This is a genomic window from Pseudoalteromonas sp. T1lg48, assembly GCF_002964785.1.
GTDB lineage: Bacteria > Pseudomonadota > Gammaproteobacteria > Enterobacterales > Alteromonadaceae > Pseudoalteromonas.
In genome coordinates, this window is record NZ_PQCC01000004.1 from 286372 (window position 1) to 312917 (window position 26546).

Annotated in this window: 20 protein-coding genes, 1 pseudogene and 1 riboswitch; of the genes and pseudogenes, 5 read left to right on the forward strand and 16 right to left on the reverse strand. The window is 51.7% G+C overall.

Going from position 1 to position 26546, the window contains the following annotated elements; translation table 11 throughout:
• The first annotated feature begins 179 nt into the window (after nt 1–179).
• Nucleotides 180–2465: a DUF7507 domain-containing protein gene (locus C2M29_RS06720; RefSeq protein WP_105189021.1), complete on the forward strand. Its 2286-nt coding sequence runs from the start codon at nt 180–182 to the stop codon at nt 2463–2465.
• Between the two features lie 86 nt (nt 2466–2551).
• On the opposite strand, the gene C2M29_RS06725 is transcribed toward C2M29_RS06720, so the two are convergent.
• Both C2M29_RS06725 and C2M29_RS06730 read right to left on the reverse strand, forming a co-directional pair.
• Nucleotides 2552–5560, reverse strand: coding sequence for an NEW3 domain-containing protein (locus C2M29_RS06725; protein ID WP_158684657.1), 3009 nt, complete (start codon nt 5558–5560; stop codon nt 2552–2554).
• A gap of 76 nt (nt 5561–5636) precedes the next feature.
• Nucleotides 5637–5723: riboswitch (cyclic di-GMP riboswitch) on the reverse strand.
• A 543-nt stretch (nt 5724–6266) separates the two neighbouring features.
• Nucleotides 6267–7232, reverse strand: a complete 966-nt coding sequence (locus C2M29_RS06730) for a ribonuclease Z (RefSeq protein ID WP_105189023.1) — start codon at nt 7230–7232, stop codon at nt 6267–6269.
• A gap of 97 nt (nt 7233–7329) precedes the next feature.
• Here C2M29_RS06730 and C2M29_RS06735 point away from each other — a divergent pair, with 97 nt between their 5' ends.
• The 4 genes and pseudogenes from C2M29_RS06735 (at nt 7330) to C2M29_RS06750 (ending at nt 11752) form a co-directional block, all read left to right on the forward strand.
• Nucleotides 7330–7587, forward strand: a complete 258-nt coding sequence (locus C2M29_RS06735; protein ID WP_105189024.1) for a DUF3081 family protein — start codon at nt 7330–7332, stop codon at nt 7585–7587.
• Nucleotides 7588–7712: 125 nt separating this feature from the next.
• Nucleotides 7713–9309 (forward strand): annotated as a pseudogene (locus tag C2M29_RS06740) (AbgT family transporter).
• Between the two features lie 78 nt (nt 9310–9387).
• Entirely contained in the window at nt 9388–10338 is a 951-nt protein-coding gene (locus C2M29_RS06745) for a Solitary outer membrane autotransporter beta-barrel domain (protein WP_105189025.1), read from the forward strand.
• 34 nt (nt 10339–10372) lie between these two features.
• Nucleotides 10373–11752 carry a DUF2254 domain-containing protein gene (locus C2M29_RS06750; RefSeq protein WP_105189026.1) on the forward strand — a complete coding sequence of 460 codons (1380 nt, stop codon included), beginning with the start codon at nt 10373–10375 and terminating at the stop codon, nt 11750–11752.
• Here C2M29_RS06750 and C2M29_RS06755 read toward each other — a convergent pair.
• The 14 genes from C2M29_RS06755 to C2M29_RS06820 all read right to left on the reverse strand — a co-directional run bounded on the left by C2M29_RS06755 (nt 11730) and on the right by C2M29_RS06820 (nt 26540).
• Nucleotides 11730–13964 (reverse strand): carbohydrate binding family 9 domain-containing protein, encoded by a 2235-nt coding sequence (locus C2M29_RS06755; RefSeq protein WP_105189027.1) that lies wholly within the window; start codon nt 13962–13964, stop codon nt 11730–11732. The two genes, C2M29_RS06750 and C2M29_RS06755, sit on opposite strands and share 23 nt — an antisense overlap.
• A gap of 124 nt (nt 13965–14088) precedes the next feature.
• The gene (locus C2M29_RS06760; protein WP_105189028.1) at nt 14089–14517 is read right to left on the reverse strand and encodes an excinuclease ABC subunit A; all 429 of its coding nucleotides are present in this window, start codon (nt 14515–14517) and stop codon (nt 14089–14091) included.
• 2 nt (nt 14518–14519) lie between these two features.
• On the reverse strand, nt 14520–15329 hold the full coding sequence (locus C2M29_RS06765; protein WP_105189029.1) for a MipA/OmpV family protein: 810 nt from the start codon (nt 15327–15329) through the stop codon (nt 14520–14522).
• A 3-nt stretch (nt 15330–15332) separates the two neighbouring features.
• Nucleotides 15333–16550, reverse strand: coding sequence for a beta-ketoacyl-ACP synthase (locus C2M29_RS06770; RefSeq protein ID WP_105189030.1), 1218 nt, complete (start codon nt 16548–16550; stop codon nt 15333–15335).
• Nucleotides 16550–17275, reverse strand: coding sequence for a 3-oxoacyl-ACP reductase FabG (gene fabG / locus C2M29_RS06775; RefSeq protein ID WP_105189031.1), 726 nt, complete (start codon nt 17273–17275; stop codon nt 16550–16552). Before fabG ends, C2M29_RS06770 begins: the two co-directional genes overlap by 1 nt.
• Nucleotides 17272–17727: an ApeP family dehydratase gene (locus C2M29_RS06780; protein ID WP_105189032.1), complete on the reverse strand. Its 456-nt coding sequence runs from the start codon at nt 17725–17727 to the stop codon at nt 17272–17274. The genes fabG and C2M29_RS06780 overlap by 4 nt, the downstream gene beginning before the upstream one ends.
• Nucleotides 17720–18961 carry a beta-ketoacyl-ACP synthase gene (locus tag C2M29_RS06785; protein WP_105189033.1) on the reverse strand — a complete coding sequence of 414 codons (1242 nt, stop codon included), beginning with the start codon at nt 18959–18961 and terminating at the stop codon, nt 17720–17722. Before C2M29_RS06785 ends, C2M29_RS06780 begins: the two co-directional genes overlap by 8 nt.
• Nucleotides 18958–19524 (reverse strand): DUF3261 domain-containing protein, encoded by a 567-nt coding sequence (locus tag C2M29_RS06790; RefSeq protein WP_105189034.1) that lies wholly within the window; start codon nt 19522–19524, stop codon nt 18958–18960. Before C2M29_RS06790 ends, C2M29_RS06785 begins: the two co-directional genes overlap by 4 nt.
• Nucleotides 19524–20774: an NAD(P)/FAD-dependent oxidoreductase gene (locus tag C2M29_RS06795; RefSeq protein ID WP_105189035.1), complete on the reverse strand. Its 1251-nt coding sequence runs from the start codon at nt 20772–20774 to the stop codon at nt 19524–19526. The genes C2M29_RS06790 and C2M29_RS06795 overlap by 1 nt, the downstream gene beginning before the upstream one ends.
• Nucleotides 20761–23034, reverse strand: a complete 2274-nt coding sequence (locus C2M29_RS06800; protein WP_105189036.1) for an MMPL family transporter — start codon at nt 23032–23034, stop codon at nt 20761–20763. The genes C2M29_RS06795 and C2M29_RS06800 overlap by 14 nt, the downstream gene beginning before the upstream one ends.
• Before the next feature lie 2 nt (nt 23035–23036).
• Nucleotides 23037–23627, reverse strand: a complete 591-nt coding sequence (locus C2M29_RS06805) for a LolA family protein (protein WP_105189037.1) — start codon at nt 23625–23627, stop codon at nt 23037–23039.
• Nucleotides 23627–24052, reverse strand: coding sequence for an acyl-CoA thioesterase (locus C2M29_RS06810; protein WP_105189038.1), 426 nt, complete (start codon nt 24050–24052; stop codon nt 23627–23629). The genes C2M29_RS06805 and C2M29_RS06810 overlap by 1 nt, the downstream gene beginning before the upstream one ends.
• Entirely contained in the window at nt 24045–25589 is a 1545-nt protein-coding gene (locus C2M29_RS06815; protein WP_105189039.1) for an HAL/PAL/TAL family ammonia-lyase, read from the reverse strand. The genes C2M29_RS06810 and C2M29_RS06815 overlap by 8 nt, the downstream gene beginning before the upstream one ends.
• A 3-nt stretch (nt 25590–25592) precedes the next feature.
• Nucleotides 25593–26540: an LpxL/LpxP family acyltransferase gene (locus C2M29_RS06820; protein WP_105189328.1), complete on the reverse strand. Its 948-nt coding sequence runs from the start codon at nt 26538–26540 to the stop codon at nt 25593–25595.
• Nucleotides 26541–26546 lie beyond the last annotated feature (6 nt).

Consider the following 26546-nt stretch of genomic DNA (forward strand, 5'->3'; position numbering starts at 1 on the left):
GCTATGGACACCACTTAGATATGAGCCGCCATAGACAGTAGCTAGACACGGCAAAAACGCCGAAATCTGTAGTAAAGGAAAGTACTCACTTTTATCGAAATGATGTCTTATTCCGCAGTTAAAAGTGATGGACTTACGTGAGGTTTAATCAAAATTAACGATTGACTGAGGTCATGATTATGAAACGATTTAACTGTAAGCAGCTTGTCCGGGCCTTGGGTGTCGCTCTGATAAGCGCCGCCAGCCTATATGGCATTAGCACCACACCCGCACACGCATCCTTCTTCCCGCAGCAAAATAATGAGGCCTGTATGGCCGAGCAAGCGGGGTTTGCCCTTAATTGTACCGCCAATGACGTCAGGGTCAGTAAGGTCGACAATGTAAGAAACCTTGATGGCTCCGAAGGGGTTGAATGTAACCTCGGAGAGCTATTCACCTTTAAAGCCGATGTTACCATTACCACCACAGCCAATAGGCGCTATGACTATTCGGTCTATTTGCCCGAAGGTCCTTGGAGCGCTCAGGACTTTAATACGAGTAACACCTGCTCTATTTTGATTGGTCAAAATGATCTTCCAGGGGTTGACCTTGAAGAGGGTCTAGACGCCTGTGCCGATATCAGTAAAGCCGCAGGCTTTAGCCCAACGCACCTATATGCCGGTGAAACCATCACCATGTTCTGTCGCGACGATGATAATTCGGGTAAGGCCGAGTTTAACTATTGCGCCGCCTGGCACAATAAAGAAGACGCCGATTGTTCAATAGCCGACCCAGCAGCACCGGGCACGCCGTCCAAGTGTCGCTGTGATTCGTTTGACATAGATGTATTTATCAAACCCAATCCGCCAACCATTGTGAAAGACCTGGTGAGCACCGACACACGCCCAGAACCGGGTGGCACCTATACCTTTGATCTCAGCTTTACCAACCCCAATGCGGAAACCGCTTTGTATATCACAGGCCTTGAAGATAAGGTAGACACAGGCGCCGATGGCAGTTTTGAAACCACCTTGGATCTCTGGGGCGCCACCGGCGCTGCGGGGGGAGCAGATGGCATCTACCTGACCGCCAGCAACTGTTCACAACCAGGTCCGGATGCAGATGGAAAGCCCGGCTATATCGCCCCCAGTGGCAGCTATAGCTGTCAGTTCACAGTGCATATAGTAGATACGGATCTGCCCGACGATCAAAGTCCAGAGCTTTACAACGACCTTATTAAGGTGACCTTGGAAGACAAAAACGGTACAGCTGTGACCAACGGCAATAGCTGTGCGGCGGTCGGCGGCATCGATGGCGACCACTGTAGTAATGTTGAACAGGTCAACGTTACCAACTTGCCACCTACTATCAGCGTGCTGAAAACTGCCAACCCAACACAAGTTCCCGAGTCGGGTGCTGACGTGACCTACACCATCGAAGTCACCAACACTTCGGATGCATGGGATTCACCCGTACTTCTAACCTACTTGATGGATGACAAATTCGGTAATTTAGATGGCCAAGGTAGCTGTGCTATCGGCGGCTACATTGCCCAGGGTGCAACCTATACCTGTAGCTTCACTGAATTTATCAGCGGCACAGGCGCCGGCTCGCACACCAATACGGCCACCGCCAAAGCCACGGATAACGAACTGGACGAAGCTATGGCTTCCGAATCGGAAACCGTGCAAATCAACGATATCCCGTCGTCAATCGCGCTGGAAAAAACCGCCGATCCTATCGAAGTGCTTGAAACTGGTGACGATCCTAGTCAGGTTCGTACCGTAGACTTTACCTTCGAATTTAGTGTCGATGCCAGCGGTGTTGATAATGTCTTCTTCGAAACCCTTAACGACAACATGTTCGGCGATCTCACCGGTGACTGTTGGGTAGACATGCTCGATGGCAGCCCCATTACAGCTGTGCCACTTGCTGGCTTTGAGTTAGCCCCAGGACATAACGCAAGCTGTACCATTCCACTGGATCTAACCGGTAACGCCGGCGACATCCATGTTAACGTGGCCACCATCAACGGTACCGACGAAGATGGTCAGCCAGTCGAAGCGATGGATGACGCCACTGTGACCTTTATTCCTGGCGATCCTGCAACCGACATGAAGTTTGCTGCCAGCATGCTAGTGGTAATCGAGCTGCAAAATGCCGGTATCGAAAACGTCAACTTGACCCTACTTACCGTGGGCGGTGCCAATGTCTTCGGCAACCAGGCAACACCAGGGTTTAGGTTACTTAACAGCGGCGGTACGTTCGACAGCGTATTGTACCCCGCCTGTGCTCTGAACCAAGAACTCACCTATAATGGCTCACCAGGCGACACCTACGCCTGCGCCTTTACAATCGAGTTCATTCCGGGTCTGGAAAATACCCTGCCCATCAACTTCCTCAACAGCGTAGTTGCTACGGTTGAAGACGATGAAGGGGACTCTTCTACTAATGACGTGTTGATTCAGGTCATTACCCAAGAATAGTCAGCGGGTAAACAACAATCTGGAGAATATAAACAAAAAAGCCGGGGCAACTGCCCCGGTTTTTTTTGCAATAGTAGTGAGAAGGTTTAACGTTTCCCCTTCCCTTTATTACCACCACCTGTGCTGCCACCGTCGCTGGCTAGAGTAACATTTACCGTCGCAGATGACTGTAATTGACCATCACTAATGGTATAGCTAAAGCTATCACCGTCTTTAAAATTCTTCGCCGGCGTATATTTAATACGGCCATCACTTAGCACCTGCACACTGCCCTTTGCACCTTGAGTCACGCTCTTAACCATCAGCGTATCGCCGTCGATATCCTTGTCGTTGCCAAGCACATTGATGTAAATGGCCGTTTTAGCGGTCAGCGTTGCAGAATCACTATAGGCAACCGGTGCATTGTTTTGTTGCTGTGCCACACGGTAAACCAAGGTACTGGTGCTGCTGTAAGCCGTATTTGCTACGTCCTTAGCCGTCAAGATCAGATTATAACTACCGGCGCTGGCGCTGGTCGGTGACATCACGCTCACGCTGACCGTTGTGCTGGCGCCACTGGCCAGGGTCACCGAACTGTTACTGGCACTCCAACCGCTTGGCGTAGCAATGCTCAGGTTATAGGTCGCATCGGCACAGTCCTGATTCTGGTTGGTGATTTCTACGTTATAGCGTTGCACGGTGCCCGCATCAACTTCAGCGCCTAGTGCGTCAGCCACATTCAGTTTAGGTGCCGCTAATTGACAACTGGCCACCGGTGCCGCCACCTGATAAGTCGCGCTTGCTGAGCTCTGATAGCCGCCGTTATCACGCTTTAGCGCAACCAGGCTAAAGTTATATACACCGGCATTGGCATCCGCAGCGGAAGTAACGCTGACGCTCACCGTTTGTGATTGACCCGGCAACAAATTCACACTCGGGCTTGTCGCTTTCCAACCTGCAGGTAAGCTTGCCTTTACATCAAAGGTCGACGCAGCACAGTTCGCATCATCCTTGTTGGTTAGTGTGCCCTTATAGGTAACCACAGTGCCCGCAGCCACCTCGGCAGAGCTATTGTTAAGCAAGGTCCATTGCGGATTTGCCGATACACAGGCGGCCACAGGCGCTTCAACCACATAAGAAGCAGTGGTACTGGCTTGATAACGGCTATCGCTGGTATTTACGCCGTTGATAGTGACATCATAGAAACCGTCGGTGGCGGTGCTGCTTGAGGTTACGCTTACATTGACCGTAGTACTTTGACCCGGCGCCAAGCTCACCGATTGCTGCGTTGCATTCCAACCCGACGGTACTTGCGCAGAAACGCTGTAATTGCTGTTGCCACACTCGGCGCTGTCGTTATTGGTTAAGGTCGCGCTATAAGAAACGGTTTCACCCGGCGCAGCCCAAACACTGCCGTTAGACGCCAGCGCGATGCTTGGCTGCGCAGCAATACAGCTTTGCTGTGCTGAATAGCTGATATTAACACCCACACCCGAGCTATTGGCCCACTCAGTGGTGATGGTGACACCAGCCTCGGCATCATTATAGCTTTTACCACTGATCAGAGCGGCATCGTCCAAGTCATAGATAGAACTAAGTGGCGTCATATCCAGCAGTTGGCTGCTGCGAATGTCTTCGGCTGAGCTGTTAAGGTGCACTAACACCCCTTGAGTTACTGGCTTACCTGCTAAAAAGCTGTCGAAGCCCGTGCCTTGACGATATTCCAGGTAGTAGTAAAGCGGCTCACCCGTGGTGGCATCGGTACCACGGCGTACCTTCAAGCCCTTGGCGTGACCTTGTGAGGCTTGCTCATAAGGCTCCAACTGATAACTTCCATCCACATCGGCGGTAATGATTTCGCCGCGCCCTGCCGTTAACCAGCCCAGTCGCTCTTTGTTGAACACATTGAAGTGCCCTTCGGATTTACCCATAATATCCAGGGTGTCGCCATAGGTAATGGCAACACAGTCGTCGCTGAGATAACCACTACCACAATTTAGTCGTTTAGCGTGTTTAAGACCCAGGTTATGGCCCAACTCGTGACCTATGGTCATCAAGTTCAGCTCACCGTTTAACCAAGCACGCGAAGGATTACCGCCAACGGTTCCTTGACCACGCCACGTACAGCTATCGTTTTTAGGTAGCATATAGACCAGACGCTGATACTGGCTTAGGTCGATACCATTGTCTTCGGCCACCTGTTGGGCATACTTATCCATGCCAAAATAATCACAGGTCGTGTCGATAGGCATGGTGTAATAACCGCGCACATCACCCGTGAGCCAGGTTTGGCCATAGGAGGCTTCTTTGTAATAGTCGTTAACGCGGCCAAACACCATGTCTTCGACTTCCTGCGCCGTCCAAGGGCGGGCACTTGCGTTGTCCTGGAAGTTCAGCATCAGTACCAGTACTTTTTGCTCACCCGTGGTGCCGGTCAGTGCGGCCTGAGTAGAAACGCTGGTGCTTTCAATGTCGCCACCGGCGGCAAGCACCTCTAGGTTATTCTGTTCTTCGCCCAGTACTAGTGACGTTTGCGTGTTTTCCTGCTCACCATTGTTAAATTGCCAGCCCTTAACGCGCACCTTGGCACCCGATTGCAATAAATGGGTATCGATATTGTCCGGTACAAATAGCTGTACCTTTTTGTTTGCGGTAGTTAGGTAGTAGCTTAGGCGGGTTTGGCCCGGTTGCTCTGAATCTTCATACACCAGCTCCAGCTCACCGACTAGCTCGGCTTGCTGTGCTAACTTAGCTTCGATATGAGCGGGCATGCCGTTACGCTTGGCTTTGGGCATTATGGTGCGCAATGCAGCATTGGCATCAAGTTTCAACAAAGCGTATTGACTTGCCTGGCGCTCTGCAACGAGTTCTTGAAGCTGTTGTTCAAAAGCAGCCTCGGCACCCTTGGTGCCTTTCTTTGCACGGCGAAGCTCACCCATGCTAGCGGCAAGCTCCAGGGTTTGTTGCTCTAATTGCACCGTACTGGCCTGTGCGTTTGCAGCATAAAGGTTATTTGAGGTAAAGCCCAAAGTAGTTGCCAAAAGTCCTAGGCCACAGGCTTTTAAAACAGAAGAAGAAAGTTTATTAGGCGCTACGACGCCTTTAGTTATAGTCACTACTAGAACCTCTCAAAGTTTATACATCACTTCGAAAGCTCTCAGCACAGCGACCGAGCTCTATCAACGCGCCTCTTTCGGTAACCCAGCTGCCCACCGCCTAAATCAGTTAGGGCCTGTGATTTTGCGTACATTAATTTCGTAATGTTTGCCGTTTCGAGAGTGCTTTCGAATCTTACTTCATGGACCATTGGGATCCAAACGAAGGCGCATTCTAACAAGGTGATTTAAAGATTCTCAATGGTGAAATTGATCTTTTTTTAGACGATTTTTGAAACTTTTTATAAATCAATGGACAAGAAACGAACAAATTTGTAACTGAACAAGCCGTTCAGGATAAAAATGCGTTAAAAAGACGTTTTTTAGATAAAAATCTCGATTAACATCAACTGAACAGGGGATTTAGCTGGTATTTGCACACAATGCAGAAACGGCTCACACCAATACGCATGCTATTAAAGGTACAGCAGAGCCGCAGTAAAAGTAAAATCAATACATATTAACAAGTTGTATTTAATGGTTTTTTAAAACTAATTGTATGTTTATTGTGCAGAAAATAACATTCCTCTCATAAAACCGTCAAATTCAGCTAACTGCCTAATGAGGCAAGGCTTTTCGATCGGCTTAATAGTTCCTTTAGGGTTCCTATTGGCGCTTTAAACAACCTATATTTCGGTAATAAATTACCCAGCAAAGAGACGGCGTCTTATTCTGGGTTAAAACCCTCCCGCACGACTCCTGCTTGCGCGTTTTTATCCACCTCGACTATCATGCCATCGGTGGCCAAAAAAAGCCGACCTGAATACTCGGCCTTGGCCTCAGCGATCAGTGGCTTCATGCCCTCTCCAGGAGCATAGCGCGCACTAAAGTGAGTAAGCAGTAAGGCTGGCAGTTTGTGTTCTTGTGCATAGGCGCTGATACGCTGTACATCGCTGTGGCCGGTATGCGCACCAACCTTTCGTAAGTCCGCAGCCAAAAAGGTGGCTTCATGAACCAGCAGATGCACGCCGGCAATCACAGGGTCTAAAAAAGACGGCGCCTCGTTATCACCACAGATAATGATCACCCTGGGCTGCCAGGCTAAATAGGTGTAGTCATCGGCAGACAAAAGTGTGCCTTGGTAGCTAACGTCCTCACCTCGCTGCAGCAGGTTATAATGGGGTCCACTGGCTATGTGTTGCGCTTGAAGTCGGTCAATAGCCAACTTGCGCGGGATCTGAATTTCCGTAAATTTAAAGCCGTAACTTGGCACCCTGTGCTGCAATGGGCAGCTTTGTACCTCAACCCAACTAAAGGCCTGTTCATTCAGGCGTTCAAGAGCACATAACTCCAGATTAAAGGGCAAACTCCACTCACTCATTGCCATGGCGGCATGAACAAATTCAAGCACTTCTACAGGCGCCACTATCCTCATGGGGTGGGTGCGCCCCGATAGCCCCGCCGAGGCAATCAGCCCGGGTAAACCGTAGCAGTGATCGCCATGCTTATGGGTAATAAACACCGCCTCAAGATGATAAAGCGACAGCTTACTTCTTAATATCTGGTGCTGAGTCGCCTCGCCACAATCGACGAGATACCAGGGCTTTTGATCGTCACGAAATACGGCATAACCGGAAACATTTCGGCTTCTTGTTGGTGTTCCCGAGCTGCTGCCCAATACCTGTACCTGCACACGCTGACTCCTATTTTTCAACTAAACTCTTTACTTTTACGTCACTTGCCCAAAGATTATAACTAACCCTAGGCCACAAAGAAGCTGGATATCCGTTATGAAAAATGAAATAGACAGTAAAATCCTGCTACGCGCTTACGAGCATATTCAACAATATGGTGAACAAACCGAGCAAGGCAAGTTTTACCAGGGACTATACGCTTATTCCGATGTCGATGGTTACACCTTGTATCTGCAAGGCAGCGGTGTGCTCTTGCGTTTTGGCTTTCATAACACCTATCACCTCGACTATCAAAGCGACAAGAACAAATCGGATTTTATGAAAAAGCTGTTGAGTATTGGCAAAGAGCCCTAACTTCGCCATGCTCATTTTCCCCGCATTTCACCGCTTATAGGCGCGGATTTGCCGAAACACCATGATCCCAATGGCCATTAATGGTATCTTTGCTCCCATTTGTGACTCCAAGGGATAAATAAGGTATGACCAAGGCAGTATCCTCCGCCGTACCGGAACAACAAGAACAACAAAAGGGCTGGTTTAATCGCTTTCTCGCGACCGTCGAGTTTCTCGGCAACCTGCTCCCTCACCCCATTACATTATTTGCACTTTTCTGTGTTGCCATCGTGGTGATCAGCGGCATCGCCGACTGGGCAGGGCTTAGTGCCATCGACCCGCGCCCCGAGGGTGCCAAAGGCCGCGATCCCGATGGCGTTATCGAGGTTGTGAGCCTGATGAGTGCCGAGGGCCTAAGACGCATTTTCGAAGGCCTGGTTACTAACTTTACCGGCTTTGCGCCTTTAGGTACCGTGCTGGTTGCGCTGTTAGGCGTTAGCGTAGCAGAGCACTCGGGTATGCTTTCTGCGGCCATGCGTGGCATGGTCATGGGCGCCTCAAAACGCCTGGTGACCTTTATGGTGGTGTTTGCGGCCATTCTCTCTAATACCGCCTCCGAGCTTGGCTACGTGGTCCTTATTCCGCTGGCGGCGATGATTTTCCATAGTCTAGGCCGCCATCCACTGGCCGGTCTGGCAGCCGCCTTCGCTGGTGTATCTGGCGGTTACAGCGCCAACCTGTTACTGGGTACCATAGACCCCTTGTTGGCCGGTATTACTACCCCGGCGGCGCAAATGATCGACCCGGAATATCAGGTCGGCGCCGAAGCTAACTACTACTTTATGTTTGTCTCGGTATTCCTTATCGCCATCCTGGGTACCTGGGTGACCGAGAGATTGTTGAGCCGCGCCTGGGCAAATACGACCCAAGTGAAGCCAGTATCGATTTAGGCGAAAACAAAATTGAGCACCTCAGCCAACGCGAAAAAAGCGGTCTAAATGGGCCGGTCTTACCTTCCTGGCCCTGGGTGTACTCTTGGCCTTTACCGTTATTCCGGATGACGGCATTTTGCGTCACCAAGCCACCGGCGAAATTAAGGGCTCACCCTTCTTAAAGGGCATAGTGGTGATTATCTTTATTACCTTCGCAATCCCTGGTTTTGTGTATGGCCGCGTTGTTGGCACCATGAAAAATGACCGCGATGTCATTGATGCCATGAGTAAGAGCATGGGCTCCATGGGCATGTATATTGTGCTGGTGTTCTTCGCCGCCCAGTTTGTTGCCTTCTTTAAATGGACCAACCTGGGTACCATCCTGGCCGTAAACGGCGCAGCCCTGTTACAGGCGCTGAATCTGACCGGCCCCGAGGTGTTCGTGTTCTTTATCCTGATGTGTGCGCTGGTTAACCTTAGCCTGGGCTCTTCGTCGGCACAATGGGCGGTTACCGCACCTATTTTCGTGCCCATGCTGATGCTGATTGGTTACGCGCCGGAGACCATTCAGGCGGCCTATCGTATTGGTGACTCGGTAACCAACCTGATCACCCCCATGATGAGTTATTTTGGCCTGATACTCGCAGTGGCCTGTAAATACAAGAAGGACATGGGCATAGGCACGCTGGTCGCGACCATGCTGCCGTACAGCATGATCTTCTTCGTTGGTTGGGTGTGTTTGTTCTACCTTTGGGTATTCGTACTCGGTATGCCGGTGGGCCCGGGCTCACCAATCTATTACCAACCTTAATGATAAGAGCCGGCCATGTTGCCGGCTTTTTGTTAGCTGCTATAGTGTTTATTATTCAATTAGTTATTAATTACTCTTGTGCGTATTTTCTTCCTTATCACCCTGGTTTGCCTGCCTTGTTACAGCATCGCTGGTGCAGCTAAGCTACTGGAGCAAAACTTTGCCACCGCCATGGTGCTTACCAATGGCGAGTCCGTGAGCCTAGGTTATGGCCATTTCAGCAGTCCGGCGGCGCTGTTTGATGATGAGCCGCAGGGTGGCAATGAGCTACGCCAGGACCTCAATGTGTTTAACGTCCCGTTTGGTATCAAGACCACCAGCCCGGAAATATTCAGTAAATATAACAGTGAGTTGCATCTGCAAGGTAGCTACATAGATCAAAAAAACAGCCTAAATCTTTTTAACCAAGAGAGCGCCGATAGCTTCGAAGAAAGCATTTATGGGTTTGGCGCCAACTGGATATTTGAGCGGCCAATCAGCTCTAAATGGTGGTTCGGTTTTGGCGCTCGCCTGCAGGGTTTTCGTTATTACAACGACTACGACTATAACTCTCAGCTCAGCAGGCAGGTATTGGCGCCCTCCCTTGATGGCAGCGTGGTTAACATCAGCGCCAACGCCCTTGTCGCCAGCCCGCATGTAGAGATGATGTACCGCCTACCTCGCCATTGGGGCTACTATGAATATAAAACCAGTTATAGTTATTACTACGGCACCACTCTGGTGGAGCCTTCGGCCTTGGGTAAAATCAGGCCAGAGGGCTGGCGTTACCAAAATGGCATTAAGGCGCGCTTCGACACCGCGCATATAGGCGAGTTTACTCAAGCCATCTATATTAAGGCCCATCGCGTCGATCTAGGTGGTGACAGCGCCAGCTCGTTTGCTACGAATCATTTTTATGAATATGGCGTGGGTGTCTTACTCGATACCAGTACCTGGTCTTCGTGGCTGGAAAACATTGGTATTGGCCTAAACTATCATCATGGCAGCGCCCTCGAAGGGGGCAGTATAGTGCTCTATTTTAACGAGTAGCTCGCTGACAACAACATAGAATAATGAGGTATTCATGCGCACACCCCGGAAAATAGCAGATCAATACCGCGCTATGGTCAGCAGCATTGGCTTCTACCCAGCGATTATTATTACCCTCTTTATGTTGTTCGCCATGGTACTGGCCAATATAGAATACCAAAGCTGGGTAATGCGCATAAAGCAGGCCTGGCCGGTGCTCTTTGTCACCGATGTCGATACCGCCAAAACCCTGCTCAGCATACTCGCCGGCGGCTTGATCTCGCTCACCGTGTTTAGCTTTTCCATGGTCATGGTGGTGTTAAACAATGCCGCCGCCACCCTGTCGCCGCGGGTGTTACCAGGGCTAATCAGTAATAAGGCGCACCAATATGTGCTCGGTATGTATCTGGGCAGCATCGTTTTTACCCTGCTTACCCTGATGAATATCCACACCAAGGGGGAGACCTTGCAAACTCCGGCTCTGGGCACCTTTTTCGCTTTGGCCATTGGCATTTACAATCTGGTGCTCTTTGTATTCTTTATCCATTCCATCTCTCGCTCCATCCAGGTCGACAGCGTGTTGAATACCTTGTTTGCGCAAACCAATAAGCAGTTGCAAAACCTGATCGCCTATCAAGACCCGAGAATTGCTGCGGCGGTGCCAGATTACAGCGATTGGTATCGCCTCAAAAGTCCACGGGCTGGCTATTTTAAGGGCGTGCATACTCATCAACTATGCAAGCTGTTGGCCCAACACGAACTGCGTATGGTAGCGGAAGTGGAGCCCGGCTTTTTCTGTGTAGAGGGCTTTCCCTACCTGGCGCTGGACAGAGACATTAGCGCAGATGAAGAGCTCTGCGAACAAATTCATAAATGCAGCGTGTTTTATATTGAGGAGTATATTGGCGATCATTACAGCTATGGTCTGCGGCAAATCGCCGAAATTGCGATTAAGGCTCTGAGCCCGGGCATTAACGACCCAGGCACTGCGGTCAAGGCCATAGATATGCTCAGTATCCTTACTATCGCTCGCTTACATGTCGCGGATCACAACTACACCCTGCTCAATACCGAACAGCAACAATCACCGCTGTTATGGTTTTATGAGCCCAGTCTGGCGTCATTGTTGGAAGAAAACTTCGACCCTATCCGCCACTATGGCTGCAATGACACCACGGTACTGGTTAACCTGATTGAGGCGTTGAAGAATATTCTTTTTGTCTGTGATTACAACAAGGAATATACCCAGGCGTTATACCGCTATGTGCAAGCCACCGTTTATGACGCCGAGCACTGTATTGACAACCCCTACGAGCGGGCCCGCATTAATCGCATGCTAACGCGCATGAATGAGGTCGCCAACAAGCGCGGCGACGATATTCATTTTAGTCTAGACGATAAAGAGGCCGGGCCTACAATTGCCATGCATAACTGATCTTGGTAAAGAAGGTACGCTCATTGCGGGTAAGGCTGTCGAGATCATCATTTTGATAACCGCTATCGGAATAGCCAAGGTAAAACACCGACTGCGGGTTGATGGTATAGGAGTACACCAGTTGCGAACCAAAATTACGGTTACGTTGATGAACCTGACGGTATAAATAGGCTTGCTGATTACGATCAACGTCTTCGTGTTGCCAGATCAGTTTCAGCATGCTGCGAATATTAAACTTGTAATAAAGACGCACATCCCACTGATCGGCAGTGAACACCCGCTCGTTGTCCACCTCTAAGGTGCTGTAGTTATAACTTAACTGCAGTTGTAAATGCTGATTGGCGTCCCAGGTAAGGGTGTTTTCAATGTCGCTGCCCTCGCCTAGACGCGCGTTACTGTAGTCGATACGCGAGCCATAGTCGCCATAGAACTGATAGGTTAAGTCCTGCAAGGGGCGCACGGAAAGCACCACATATCCGTTGTTTTGTAAAAAGTACTCGCCGTAATACAACTCGTCACTGTGCCACATGCCCAGCTCAAAACTCGACATCCAGGGCCCTTCGCCATAGACATAACCCTGGTATTGCTGCTCCAGTAATTCACCATCGAGATCGTAGGCCTTCTGCCACTCAAGGTCATAACCCCACTTACTCAGCCAATCCTGTTCCTGGCCATACCAAATTTGGCCGCCACCGAGTTCCACCTCGCGATAGTCGGCCTTAGGCTGATAGCCCATATCGGCGCGGAAATCTTCGCTGATTTGCTCGTACTGGGCTCGCAACTCATAGTCTCGCTTGAGTCGTTGTACTGCCAGACTGACGGCGGTGCCGGATTGTTGTTCATCCACTTGCCAGCCACTGGCGAACTGGGCACTGTTTTCGGTGTCCGCATAAGCAATGGCGTAATTGATGGAGTCACTGGCATTGAGTCCGTAGGTGCCGTCGAGCGCCCCTACGGTGTTGTGATAGTCCCCCCCCTGACGGTGGGTCAACATCACCCCAAGGCCACTGCGCTGACCCAAATCATAGCGATAACGGGCGACGGTATTGGTAACATCGTCCTCTAACTGTGCCAACGAAGAGCCCTGATTACCTGGCAACAGCACCGAGGCATTATTGTCATCGGTGACCAGCCCGGCATAGGTATGGGCGCCGTTTTTACCACTTAACTTAATGCCGTAGTCCGGCTCGGCTATGGTACGGCTATACAAAAGCTCTAACTGATTGGTGCGAAAAAACGAGGAGCCATCAAGGAAAAACGGCCGTTTTTCCGCATAGTACAAGGAATAATTGGTGTTAACGTCCAGTTGTACGGCATCGGCTTCCACTTGTGAGAAGTCAGGGTTAATGGTGGCGTTAAGCAAGGTCTCATCATTGACGCGCCAACGTAGATCGGCACCGACTTCGACCTCGGTATCACCTTGTTGCCAAGGACCCGGAACAGGATCCTTGCTATCGCTGCGTTTAGCACTGACATAAGGGGCAACGGATAGATCTCGCTGTTCATGGCGCTCGGACAGACCGGTCAGCTTATCAAACTGGCAAAAGCTACACTTGATATCCAGATCAAAGCCCACGTTGGAGATACGGTACATAACATCGCGAGGATAGTTGCGGGCGATGGAAATGCCCCAGGTGATCTCTTCGTCCGTTTCTGGAAGGTTTAATACGGTCAGCGGGATCTTCATCTCCACACTGTAACCGCCTTCATAGATGTGTGCGCCGCTATACCAGGTGGCATCCCAGCTAGGATCTGTTATCCAGGTATCGAAATCGGTAGAGAGTATGTCTCCCTGAGCGCCATAGGCATTTACAAAAAACTCAAAGGCATTGCGCTCATCATTCAGGCTGTCGATGACAATGCCGACATTGTCATCCTGCCATAATTCATCCCTGTCGCGCAGGGCGCCACGAATGGCCCTTGGGTTGGGGTCTTTGGCATCGATGCCGAGATACAGATAACGACCATCTTCAAACAGGTAAGCGGTGGTTTGCACCGGAGAAGGCGCCCGCTCGAGTGGTTCGTTTTGGGTATTAACGTCAATTTGCGTGGCGCGCTGCCACACCTCTTCGTTTAACTGGCCATCAAGCTGGATTTCGTCCTGAGCCTGAACCAAGGCATAGTGTTGTGCTGGGGGATAAGCATGCGCCGCTGCACTGCAGAGAGTTGCGGCCGCACATGCAAAAAATGAAAAACGAGCATAACGCGCCATAAACGTCCTTATTGGTACTACTTTCATTTGCCTTAGCAAAAATTTACCTCATGTTAACAAAGGCAAACGAAAAAGCTACCTTTTTCAGGGGCAATAGTGCAACAAGGATACGTATTACAAGCGCTTAGCGTTTAACTAGGGTGCCTTTTAGGGCAACACCGGCGATCAGAAAGCCGGCACCACATTCAAATTCGGTTTCACTGACAAATTCGCGCTTTTTGTAGTACGACTGAATATTCACCACCGCATTCATGCCCTCGCGCTTGGCACGCTCCTGCAAGGCCTTAAGGGCACTCAGCATCACCCATTGACAGGCTTCCTTGTCAGACTTGTTAAAGGCATTGGTTTTTTGGTTGGTGGTCACCTCACCATAGGTTTCCTGCACCTTGCCGTATGCCTGATTGCCAAAATACAACGGCACATCCAGAAGCGCATTTTTGGCCTTAGTGGTTTCCAGTAGCTCGGCAATATTGTAGTGACCGATATCGTCACGAGCCAGGGCCGTATTCGCCGTCAGCGCCAATCCCAGCGCTAAAAACAGTGATGTTTTCATCCTTAATTTCCCTCTACATTATAAAACTTCCATGCCAGGCCGATGCCAAAGGCAAGATTATGGTGTCGCTCAACCAGGGGGCTGTCGCGCCAGACCGCGTCCTTGATGCGGTAATATTTTACAAAGCCACCGACCCACCAGCGCTTGCTATCGTAGTTAACCCCAAGGGACAGCTCACTGCCACTGTAACCGGATTTAGGGTCGTATTCACCGCGTCCAGCCGTTGCCTGCTGCGCGCCTACGCCGTAAAAATAATCGACATACTGACTGGTGGCAAAGTTAACGGCACCACGGGCGGTAACACTCACCGTCTGCTCTGCCTTTTGCCAAACTAACTGCTGCCATTGCATATAAGGGCCCATACGAAAGCCGATATCATCAATGGAAGAGAAGTCGGTGGCCAGTGCCTTACGCACAAACAGACCACTTTTGAGGGAGTTACTACTACGCGGCTGCCCGGCGAAATAATAATCTAAGGCTGGACCCAATTCAAATACCCAGTCCAGGTCGTCCATGCCTGAGCGAGCCTGGTTGTCCTTGCTGTCCACCGCCAAGCTGGCCGTGGCCGACACATCCAGGTGCCAATTGTCATTTTGCCAAAGGTAGCCCACCGCACTGTTGCGGTCGACACACATGCGCTCGCTGCGATAGCGCACATAGGGCAAAGGCAAGGTGTAGTTGTTATGCTCACTGGAGCCAAGATAATGGGGTAAGGAGGTAGTAAAAATGCCCGCCCCCAACTCAAGCTCGCTGGCGGCCTTCACCGCCGGACACAGTAAGAGTAACACGCATAACACCATTGCCTTGTTCATTGCTTAGGCCCGTTTAAAGATCAAAGAGGTGTTAATACCGCCGAAAGCAAAGTTATTGCTCATCACATAATCACAATGTATTTCTTTGCCTTCTGTCAGGTAATGCAGTGGCGCACACTGTTCATCTACCGTGTCGAGATTAATGGTGGGCGCAAACCAGCCATCACGCATCATTTCTATGCAGGCCCAGGCCTCTATCGCCCCACAGGCGCCGAGGGTATGGCCAAGGTAGCTTTTTAATGAGCTGATCGGCTTGGCACCCAAGGCATTAAAGGTGGCGTGAGACTCGGCAATATCGCCGCGATCCGTGGAAGTACCATGGGCGTTTACATAGCCAATGTCATCGGCACTGAGTTCGGCGTCTTGCAGTGCCATTTCAATGGCAACCTGCATGGTGTCGCTGGTGGGCTGAGTAACATGCTGACCGTCAGAGTTACAACCGAAACCCACGATTTCCGCCAAGATGGTGGCCCCGCGCGCTTTAGCGTGCTCGTATTCCTCGAGGATTAAGGTTCCGGCTCCCTCACCTATGACCAAACCGTCGCGTTTGCTGTCGAAAGGGCGCGGCGTTGCTTTGGGATTGTCATTATTGCAACTGGTGGCATACAGGGTGTCGAATACCGCCGCCTCGGTGACACACAGTTCTTCGGCACCGCCGGCCACCATCACCTTCTGACGACCGTATTTGATCGCTTCATAAGCATAACCTATACCCTGAGAGCCGGAGGTGCAGGCGGAGCTGGTGGTGATCACCCGACCCTTAAGACCAAAAAACACGCCGATATTCACCGGCGCCGTGTGTGCCATCATCTGAATATAGCTGGTAGCGGTTACACCATTCATTTGCCCCGACTTCATCATATCGGCAAAGGCAATGAGCGGCGGCGTCGAGCCGGTGGATGAACCATAGGCTATGCCGGTATCGCCATTGGTAAGCGCCGGGTGTTCCAGTAACTGAGCCTGCTGCAAGGCGCGCTCGGTGGCTACGGTTGCCATTAGGGCCACGCGGCCCATGGAGCGCACCATTTTCCGCTTATAATGGCTGGGGCGCTCAAAATGGGTGACCGGCGCCGCCAGCTTGGTATTGAGGTCGCTGATATCACCCCATTGCTCCATCGTCTGCACGGCATTTTCGCCACGCTCCAGCGCACCACGAAAGCTTTGCCAATCATCGCCCAATGCCGTAATACACGACATGCCCGTAATCACCACGCGTTTCATTATACTAATCCACCATTAACGGAAATAACCTGACGGGTAATGTAACCCGCCTGATCAGAAGCTAAAAAGGCCACCGTCGCGGCAACTTCATCAACACTGCCCATGCGTCGCATCGGCACGTGCTCAAGCAACATCTTGGTATCGAGCTCGGCGGTCATCTCGGTTTCGATTAACCCGGGAGCCACGCAGTTCACCGTGATTTTACGCTTCGCCAATTCCAGCGATAACGCCTTGGTGGCACCTATAATACCTGCCTTGGCGGCACTGTAATTGACCTGACCACGATTTCCGGCGATGCCAGACACAGAGGCCAGAGTAATGATACGCCCTCCCTTGCGCGCACTAACCATGGGCATAACCAGAGGGCGTACCACGTTATAGAAACCATCAAGACCCGTGCTTATGACGGTGTCCCATTCCTCGTCCGTCATCGCCGGGAATGCGGTATCTCTCGTCACGCCGGCATTACACACTACGCCGTAATAGGCGCCGTTGGCGGCGATATCCTCTTCAATCGCTTGCTTGGCCTCGGCTCTGTCGGTCACATCGAAAACCAGAATATTGACCGTTCTGCCCAAGGCCTTAATTTGCTCGGCCACCTGCTCGGCCAGAGCCACCTGCGAGCGGCAATGCAAAGTAATATCAAACCCTTGCTCTGCTAGTTGCAACGCAACGGCCTTGCCGATCCCACGGCTTGAGCCTGTGACTAAAATACGTCTATTCATTGATTTTCCTTTATAAATTTCATTGGGTCGGCGGGTTGAAACACATTAATTTTGGCTTCGACCAAGCAGTCGCCCTGGTGCTCAATGCGGCAAGCGAACACGCTTAATCCGGACTCGTCTTGAATCACCTTTTCGACCAAAATATCCAACAGCATACCATGGTCAAAGCGCGGTTTATGACAGCGAATTTTGCGACTACCGAGGAGAAAGCCGATTTTAATATCTCGACTCTGATCTAGGTCATGAGCCCCGGCGTAGGCGGCGATGGCCTGCGCCATGTACTCACTGCCAATATAACTTGGCACCGCGCCCTGTTCGGCGTCATAGAAGGGGCTATTTTCGCGAATGCGTACCTGACAGTGGGCACTGTTATCGTCAAACGATACCAGGGAGTCGATCAGCACCATGGGTGGACGGTGAGCGATAAGCTCGGTCATGGCAATATCAGGCATCGACTTCTCCGATAATTAAACTGGCATTATTGCCACCAAAGGCAAAGGAATTACTCATACAGATTTTTGGGGTTTTCGTTATGGGTTGTTGTAATACTTGGATGGGTGCCAAGTTGGCGTCAAGCTCATAGCCCTGGTGCCAGGGTAAAGGCAGTCCCGCCTGCGTTGCCGACGGCAATACTTCTGCACCTAAACGCTGCTGTTCAATAAGCAACCAGCAAAGGCCCGCCTCGATGGCGCCGGCGGCGCCCAGGGTGTGTCCGGTTAAATGCTTAGTCGAGCTTACCGGCACGGGGTCGGCAAACAGCTCGGCGATGGCCTTGGCTTCCATTTCATCATTTTTCGGCGTCGCCGTGCCATGGGCGTTAAGATAGTCTATCTGATTTGGACTCAGCTTAGCGTTCGCTAAAGCCTGGCGCATAGCTTCAATGGCGCCATGACCATTGGGCTCGGGCGCCGACATATGGTGTGCATCCGAGCTGGCACCGCTCCCCAACAGAGCACAGTGACTCTCACCCAAGTCGCGCTCGCGACTCATCACAAAGAGCGCTGCCCCCTCGCCTATATTGATGCCATCGCGCTCGGCTCCAAAGGGCTGGCACAATCCATGACTGGTCGAGGCCAAGGCACTAAAGCCATTGATGGTCAACTGACATAGACTGTCTGCCCCCCCGCAAATCACCGCATCGGCTAAACCGGCAGCCAACAGTCCTTTGGCACTGCTCAGGGCCTTCGCGCTGGAGCTACACGCGGTGGAGATACTGTAGGCAATCCCTTCTAAGCCCAGTTTTTCCTTGATATAAACGGCGGGAGCATCGAGGGCTTGCTGGTTATAATGATAACCCTCGGGCCAGCAGCCGGTATGCGCTTTATGTTCGCGGGCCCGCTCGCCGTCGTAAATATCCGCGGTGCTGGTGCCTACCACCACGGCAATACGCGCCGGGTTATATCGAGCTCGCATGCGCTGCAACGTCGGCGTCAGTTGTGCCAGGGCCAGATCAAGCAGTCGGTTGTTTCGTTGTTTTTCACTCAAAGGAATTGCACGCACCAAGCCCACATAAGGGTCTTGCTGGATAGCAGGCTCACCATGCTGGTCGCTCTCTTGCACACCATAATGTAGACCACTGCCCTGAGTTAACGGCGTTTGTTCAAGGCCACAAAAGGCCTGTAAGTGCTCCGCCTTATCTACGCCCAAGGCACTGACTATGCCTAAATCATTTAACCATGCGCTCATGGCCTCACCTCTTCAAAGCGGATCTCATAGTGATGAATTTTATTGTTCAATATGACGGCGTCATCGGAATAACGTATATCCAGCAAGGTCATGCCATTTTGGCGTAGCTCGCGGATAAGCTCCCCATCTTGGCGATACTGGTGCAATTGCGCCCCTTGTAACTGATTGTTTAACTGCGCTATAGGCCAATGCACCAGTTGAATATCGGCCAGAATATAACTTGGGTCTAAGTCCTCGGCGGCGATAAAACGCTGGGCCACCACACCTTGTTCGACGCGGTAACTTAAGGTAAACACAGGTAAACCGGCGGCACTCATTAACGCTAGGCGCAGCTCGCCGTCGTTATCAATGGCCAATTGACTCAGCAGTGCCTGCTGGGTTCGCGCCTTGGTCACATACATACGTTTTTGCCATTGGCTATTATGCAACTCAGCGGGCGGAGCGCTCAGTGCCAAGCCCACCTCGGGAGTTAACATTACCGCACCGAATCCTGCATCCTGCCCGATCTTTGGATGGCTGGCACAACCACTAAGCAGTAACAGCAGCATGAATAACCAAGGCATTAACAAGGCTCCATCTGGCACAATTGCGCTAACACATTTAATCGACGCTCGCTTTGCAGCACATAGGGGTTGTTCGCATCCCAGGCATATCCTGCGAGGATGGCACTGATCATGCGACGCACCTCATCGCTTTGCTCGGGATAAAAAATCACGTCCTGAAAACGGGTGTCATACCAGGCATTAACGAAGGTTTTAAAGCATTCCACCCCCTGCTTTAAGGGTGTTGCAAACTGGCCCTCAAAGTCCGCTTGCTCACCACGCAGGTGTGCATCAACCACGGGGGCCACGAGGGAGGCGGATTTCAGGGCTATGGTCACCCCGGATGAAAATACCGGGTCTAAAAACTCTCCGGCATTGCCCAGCAAGGCATAGTGTTTACCGTATAGGCTGGACACATCGGCGGAATAGCCGCCCAGAGTTTGCACCGGGTTAACGGCTTCGGCATCGGCCAACAACTCGGCTAGATTCGGCTCGGCCTTGACCTTATCCCAGAGGTTTTCGGAATTACTGAGGGACGAGTCAAAATGATGAGGCTCACCCACCACCCCCAAACTTGCGGTGCCATCGGCAAAAGGGATCAACCAATACCAGATATCTCTGTGCTCGGGGTGCACGCTAATAAGGATTTTATTACGGTCAAAGCGCGGGGCCTTGATGCCGTCTTTAACATGACAAAAGTAGGCACTGCGCGGCGGTAAACTTGAGGGCTTATCCAAATCCAATAAACGTGGCAATACCCGACCAAAACCACTTGCATCGAGGACAAAACGGCTCTGCAAACAATACTGCTCCTCGCCCTTGCTCACCGTTAGCACCATGCCTTCACTATTTTCTTCTATGGCCTGCACCCTATGGCCATAACAGATATCTACCCCTTTGGCGGCGGCCGCATCGGCCAGCAACTTATCGAAGTCGGCACGTTTGACCTGATAAGTGGTGCCGCGCCCAGGGCTGAATTTATCGGTAAAGTCGATTTCGGTGTCGGTACCACGATAATGGAAGGCGGCGCCATTTTTATATTGAAATGCCAGCTTCTCGGCGTACTCGTCCACTAGCTTATCCATGCCAGCTTCAGCAAGAAACTGCATACACTGAGGTAACAGGCTCTCACCTATGGAAAACCGCGGGAAATGCTGTCCTTCCAAAACCCTGACCTGCCAACCCAATTGCTGCAACAAGGCGCTGGCCAAGGCGCCCGAGGGGCCTGCACCGATCACCACTACATCCACTGTATAATCATTGTTTGTCATTATTATTCTCGATACTTAAAGGTGCCAAAAAGTAAACCACCAGCAACCCCAGTAAGACGGCACCACCAAATTGGCTTATTGCAGGCGTTTTGGAAAAAATCAGCATGGCAAAAACCGCCAGCGACGACAGCGCCGACAAACTGATGGCTACCAGGGTATGAGCGCTATGGCCACCTTGGCGATAGAATATAAAGTAATCCACCGCCAGTGCCAGCACCAAAATCAGCCCTAAGGTATGAAACACCGATATGGCACTGAACTGAGCTATGAGACTGACAATCAGCGCCGTGGATAAGGCCAACCAGGCCGCCATTTTAAGGCCATGACGCCAGCCGAAGCTAAATACGAAAATCAGCACAATGGCCACTGCCGCCAAGAATAAGGCAAGGTGAATTCCACGATGAAAATGCGCCAGCATGGCACTGAGCTGCCCCGGCACATCGACAATCGCCACATAATCGTGTTCGGCGCCTATGGCTTGCAGTTGCGCCGCGCTGACGCCGCTGACGTTGAGCAGGGAATAGACCTCGCCATCAAGGTGCACCAGCTCGGCAAAAGCAGCCCTCAGAGGGCTCATCGCGAAAGCATCATAATCCAGCAAATCAATCGTCGTCGGTGCTATGACCTTACCGCTAAAGGCTTGCAGCGGTGCAAATACCCCGGCTGCCACAGCTCGGTTATAGGCCTGAGCATTTTCTTGCTGACGCGCCAAACTAGGCAAAGCACTGCTGAGGCCTTGAGTGTGGGCGCCTAGCTGCCGCAGCCAAGCGCTTACCTGCTCTTCACGCCGAAGCAGTTGCTGCACGTCCTGGCCCTTTAGCAGCAAACGCTGCACTGGCTCAGAGCCTTGTAAGTATATCTGGTGCTGAGCTTGGGCAGCCATCAGCTCGGCGCTGCTGGCATTAAAGCTGGCAATGGAATCATTAGTCTCAGGCATACGCCACCCACTTAGCAGCACACAAAGCACCGCCAGGCCCAGGTAGACCTTGCCACTGTGGCGACGAGCTTGACCTTGCCATTGCAGAGCACGCTCGGCGCTCGATACCACCGGGGCCCGAAAACTTAGGGTCATGGCCACCGGAGCCAGGCAGAAACGGGTAAACACCCAGGCACCTATCAAGCCCGCAACGACAAAGATGGCCACATCTTGCAACAACACCAAGGGGGCGCTGAGAAAACACAAATAGCCAATGGCGGTTGAACACAGTGCCAACAGCAAGCCACGTTTAAGAGCGCGAGAATATCGCCCCTTGTGCGCCGCTTTATCAACCAGGGCATGAAACGCGTAGTCTATGGCGACCCCAATCAAGGTGGTGGCAAAAACCAGAGTCAGGAGATGTATTTCAGGACGCAGCAATAACAACGCCAAGAGACCACTGAGTATGGCAGTACTGACCGTCAGCATACTTACCCACAAGGGCCAGACGCCACGTAAAGACAGAAAAACAAACATGGATAACAAGACTATGCTGGCAAGGCCAAAGCGGTTCATCTCCCATTTGGCCTGAGTGGCATTTTCAGCGTTGTGGAACAGTAAACCGGAATGGCTGATTTGCACCTGAGGGTGATCCTGTCGCAACTGATTCAGTAGCGCATCAATGGCCGAGACGGTACGCTCGGTGGCAGCGATGCTACTGACGCTTTCGTTCGTTTGCGCCAGCAGGATCCACACCGGCTCACCTTGCTCATCGCGACCTTGTAACTTTCCATCCACCAGGGCGAGGGCTTGCTCGTTACTAAGCGTACTCACAAAGCTATAGGTCGCCAAGGACATGTCTTGGCTTAGACTCTGACTTAACCAGGGCGAGGCAGTTTGCGCCAACTGGCGCTGAAAATACTGATTAAACTTGGCCGGTTCGCCAATGGCCTGGGCATATTCCTGGCTCATCAGGGCGCCGCGATACGGCGCGTAGAAGTCGATGATTTGCGTTAGCTGCGGCTGTTGCCCTTGTACCTTAAGGCCTGCATGCGCCAAACCCTGGGCTAGATCCCGATAGGCCTGCTCACTGTTGGCGCCTTGCAGCGAAAACACCAGGCGCTTTTGCTGCTCACCGAGCAACTGTTGTTGGGCAAGATAAAAGTTCTGGGCCTTATCTAGCGCTTCCTTATCGCCGCTTTGCGCATCGGCAATGGGTGTAAGCAAGGCCAGCATATCGCTTTTTATGGCGATGGGTTTAAGTTGCCACAGCACGGCGAGACTGCCCACCAATAACAGGGGCATTACCGTCAGAATTAAGGCGCGTGTCAGCCAGTGTTTCATAACTACTCTGGGCTTACACCGGGCTCAAAGCTAAGGGTGATTTCTGTGGCCGTGCCGCTGTGTTCATACAAGCCGATAAAGCGCACCCGTGTATCACCATCAGCACAGCTAATAAAGCGGCTAAACAAGCTTTGCAGCTCTTGTGTGATAGGAGTAAGTTGCTGACATGAATAGTCCTTCTCTAACAGGGATGCCGGTAACTCGGCCTCGCTGCTGGTAAAGAATTGCGTCAGCTGCTGTTGATCTTGTGCCAACAGGGCTTGCAACAAGCGGCTATAGGGCCCGGCCTGGCCTTGCCGGCGAAATTGACCATCCGCTTGGCGCTCAAACACGCCATCACCATCGATTTTCAACAGCGAATCGATTGGCGTCAGGGTATGCCATAACAGCTGCTCGCTACTTAGAGTAAATTCACCCTGACTGATAAAGGGCTGATTAAAACCGGCAAAGATTTTAGCCTGGCTAAAGCGACCTTGTTCCGGCTGCTTTGCCTTTTCCGCACTTGCACTTGCAGTCGCACCTGCAGACGCGGCTACACAAGCGCTTACCAGGGCTGCAAGGCTCAAGCAAAGGCCGACTATCAATTTCTTCATCACAATACCTTGGCCAGTTTTTGCATTAAAATCGGCGGCGACACATATTGCATTTCACCACTTTCTTGCGCAACAGCGACCTGCACCGTATAGGCTTTAGTCAAGCGCTTATTGGTTGCAGCGTCGAAGATCACATAGTCGATTTTTAAGCGTTGTTCGTATTCTTTAAGGTAAGCCTCGACACGTATACGCTGGGTGAACAGCGCCGAGTCTATGTATTTAATGCGCATATCGACGATGGGCCATGCATAGCCCGACTCACGCATTTGCAAATAGTCATAATCGAATTGACGCAACAGCTCGCAGCGCGCCACTTCGAGGTAGCGGGCATAGTTTCCATGCCAAACGATATTCATAGGATCGCAATCGTGAAATGGGATCTCTATTTCAACTGAGCTAACCAGCAAGGCATTTTTATTATTCATACAGGTCCCAACGTTGCTGCACTATGTAATCCACCGTGGTGCGCAGGGTCTGCTCCAGTGGTCTGTCCTCTGTTAGGTTATCAAAATAGCGACAAACATCGCTATACATGGCGCGAATATTTGTGCTTAACCCTTGTTCATCGACCTCACCGCGGGCAATACGAATGCGCAGCCCTTGTACCGCCGCCAACAGGGTGCAGGCCAGCACCTGCTCGGTCAGTTGCAGCACTCTCATGCAATCGCGGGCGGCGATGGTGCCCATGCTCACCTTGTCCTGGTTATGGCATTCGGTGGAGCGGGAAAATACACTGGCGGGCATGGTCAGTTTCAAGGCTTCGGCGGTAAAGGACGAAGCCCCGATCTGCACCGCTTTAAAGCCATGGTTGATGTACTTGCGGTCGTCATGGGCATCGCTGAGGTTGCTGGGCAGACCATTGTTGTACTTGGTGTCCACCAAGGAGGCAATTTGTCTGTCGGCCAGGTCGGCCAGGTTCGCCACCGCGGTTTTCATGCTGTCCATGGCCATGGCGATATGACCGCCGTAAAAATGACCGCCATGCAATACATGCTCGCCCTCGCCATCAATAATGGGGTTATCATTGGCTGAGTTCAGCTCGTTCTCGATAAACTGACGCAACCAGGGCAAGGAGTCCGCCAACACACCAATGACATGGGGCGCACAGCGGATCGAATAACGGTCCTGCAAACGCTCGGCGTTGCGGGGGTGACTATGATGATTCAGGTCATCGCGGATCCAAGCCGCTACCTGCTGCTGTCCGCTGTGCGGTTTCACCGAGAATAAGATTTCATCGAAGTGATGGCTGTTGCCCTTGAGCGCCAATGAACTTAAGGCGGTAATGCGGGTCGCCAGCTTATGCAGATAATTGGCGCGGTCAAAGGCCAAACAGGCGATGGCGGTCATCACCGCGGTGCCATTCATGATTGCCAGGCCTTCTTTTGGGCGCAATGTGATGGGTTTCAGGCCCACCTTGGCAAAGGCGTCTTTGGCGGCCATCACCTCCCCCTGAAAATACACATCGCGCTCACCCACCAAGGCACCGGCCACGTAAGAAAGCGGTGTCAGGTCGCCACTGGCGCCCACCGAACCCTCTTGCGGGATCAAGGGCAGAATTTTGTGATTCAGCATATCGCGCAGCAGGTGCAACAATTCCCAGCTTACGCCGGAATACCCCTGAGTGAGCGAGGTCAATCGGGTTGCCAAAATGGCACGCGACTCGGCATGAGAGAAATGTGCGCCCATACCACAGCCGTGAAAACGGGTGAGATGCAAAGGCAGCTCTTGCACTAACTCAAGGGGAATGCCCACGGTCACAGAGTCGCCGTAGCCGGTGGTAACGCCGTAAATCACCCCTTCTTTTTCAAGCAGTTCATCTAAAAAGGCCACCGCCGAGTCAATTTTGCGTGCCAATGCCTCGTCATTACTAATGTGCGCTACAGTATCGGTGCGGGCAAAGGCAACGATATCTTCAATGCGCAGCGGCGCGGCGCCAAACTCGATGGATTGAATACTAGACACGAACTACTTCTCCTCGTGGCGGACGCTGTCTTCGTCGCGTTGCCAAAAATCGTAAAAATTAAACCATTGATAAGGGTATTGCAGCGCCACTCGCTGCAACTCCTGGGCGTAATCATCTATTACCTGAACCAGGGCCTGCTGCCGGGTTTTACGCGGCAAGGATAATGCTTCGCTGTAATGACTAAAATGGACGTCAAATCCATCATCACTTCGGGTACAAAAAAGCCAGTATATTGGGCACTCCAGCAGTGCCGCAAGAATAAAAGGCCCCTGCGCGAAAGGCGCCGGCTCCCCAAGGAAGGACGCATAGTGCACCCGGCCTACCGCACTGGTGCTGGTGCGATCGCCTACAATCACCACAAACTCACCCTGCTCGACCTTGCTTTTAAGTAAAATCGCCAGATCCGGGCCCATATCACTGACCTGGATAAGGTTGACGCTGACATTGGGGTTAATACGCCCCAAGGTGCGATTAAACTCCACCGCGTGCTCGGTAAACACCAGCACATTGATCACACAGTTTTGATGACGCATGCCCAAGGCCCGGCATACTTCCAGGTTACCCAAATGTGAGCCGATAAAAATGGCGCCTTGGCGACGGGCCACCAGATCATCAAAAAGATGTTGATTTTGATAACGCAATTGCGCCGGCGTAATGCGCCCAAGCCAGGCATCAATCTTATCAAAGGCGCTGTCGGCAAAGGTACAAAAATGTTTTAAGCCAGTGCCAAAGCTGGGTTTGGGTTGACTGGGATCAAAACGGTGTAAGCGTCGCCAGTAATCGATGGAGGCTTGGCGCGCTTTGGTGCCGCTGACATAAAAATAAAACACCACCACAAACATAAACAGCCAGAGTACTCGCCGACCAAAGAGCTTATATACGCCAAGTAAAAACTGCATGCCTAGATAGCTGCCGCGCTCTTGGGTTTTTGACCAATGTTGCCCACTCATGCTGCG

Bases quoted from the DNA above. Each gene is read 5' to 3' on its own strand.
- C2M29_RS06770 (WP_105189030.1), bottom strand. From the start codon at position 16,550: ATGAAACGCGTGGTGATTACGGGCATGTCGTGTATTACGGCATTGGGC.
- C2M29_RS06765 (WP_105189029.1), bottom strand. From the start codon at position 15,329: ATGAACAAGGCAATGGTGTTATGCGTGTTACTCTTACTGTGTCCGGCG.
- C2M29_RS06720 (WP_105189021.1), top strand. From the start codon at position 180: ATGAAACGATTTAACTGTAAGCAGCTTGTCCGGGCCTTGGGTGTCGCT.
- C2M29_RS06790 (WP_105189034.1), bottom strand. From the start codon at position 19,524: ATGCCTTGGTTATTCATGCTGCTGTTACTGCTTAGTGGTTGTGCCAGC.
- C2M29_RS06810 (WP_105189038.1), bottom strand. From the start codon at position 24,052: ATGAATAATAAAAATGCCTTGCTGGTTAGCTCAGTTGAAATAGAGATC.
- C2M29_RS06820 (WP_105189328.1), bottom strand. From the start codon at position 26,540: ATGAGTGGGCAACATTGGTCAAAAACCCAAGAGCGCGGCAGCTATCTA.
- C2M29_RS06780 (WP_105189032.1), bottom strand. From the start codon at position 17,727: ATGCCTGATATTGCCATGACCGAGCTTATCGCTCACCGTCCACCCATG.
- C2M29_RS06795 (WP_105189035.1), bottom strand. From the start codon at position 20,774: ATGACAAACAATGATTATACAGTGGATGTAGTGGTGATCGGTGCAGGC.
- C2M29_RS06750 (WP_105189026.1), top strand. From the start codon at position 10,373: ATGCGCACACCCCGGAAAATAGCAGATCAATACCGCGCTATGGTCAGC.
- C2M29_RS06735 (WP_105189024.1), top strand. From the start codon at position 7,330: ATGAAAAATGAAATAGACAGTAAAATCCTGCTACGCGCTTACGAGCAT.
- C2M29_RS06755 (WP_105189027.1), bottom strand. From the start codon at position 13,964: ATGGCGCGTTATGCTCGTTTTTCATTTTTTGCATGTGCGGCCGCAACT.
- C2M29_RS06785 (WP_105189033.1), bottom strand. From the start codon at position 18,961: ATGAGCGCATGGTTAAATGATTTAGGCATAGTCAGTGCCTTGGGCGTA.
- C2M29_RS06805 (WP_105189037.1), bottom strand. From the start codon at position 23,627: ATGAAGAAATTGATAGTCGGCCTTTGCTTGAGCCTTGCAGCCCTGGTA.
- C2M29_RS06800 (WP_105189036.1), bottom strand. From the start codon at position 23,034: ATGAAACACTGGCTGACACGCGCCTTAATTCTGACGGTAATGCCCCTG.
- fabG (WP_105189031.1), bottom strand. From the start codon at position 17,275: ATGAATAGACGTATTTTAGTCACAGGCTCAAGCCGTGGGATCGGCAAG.
- C2M29_RS06760 (WP_105189028.1), bottom strand. From the start codon at position 14,517: ATGAAAACATCACTGTTTTTAGCGCTGGGATTGGCGCTGACGGCGAAT.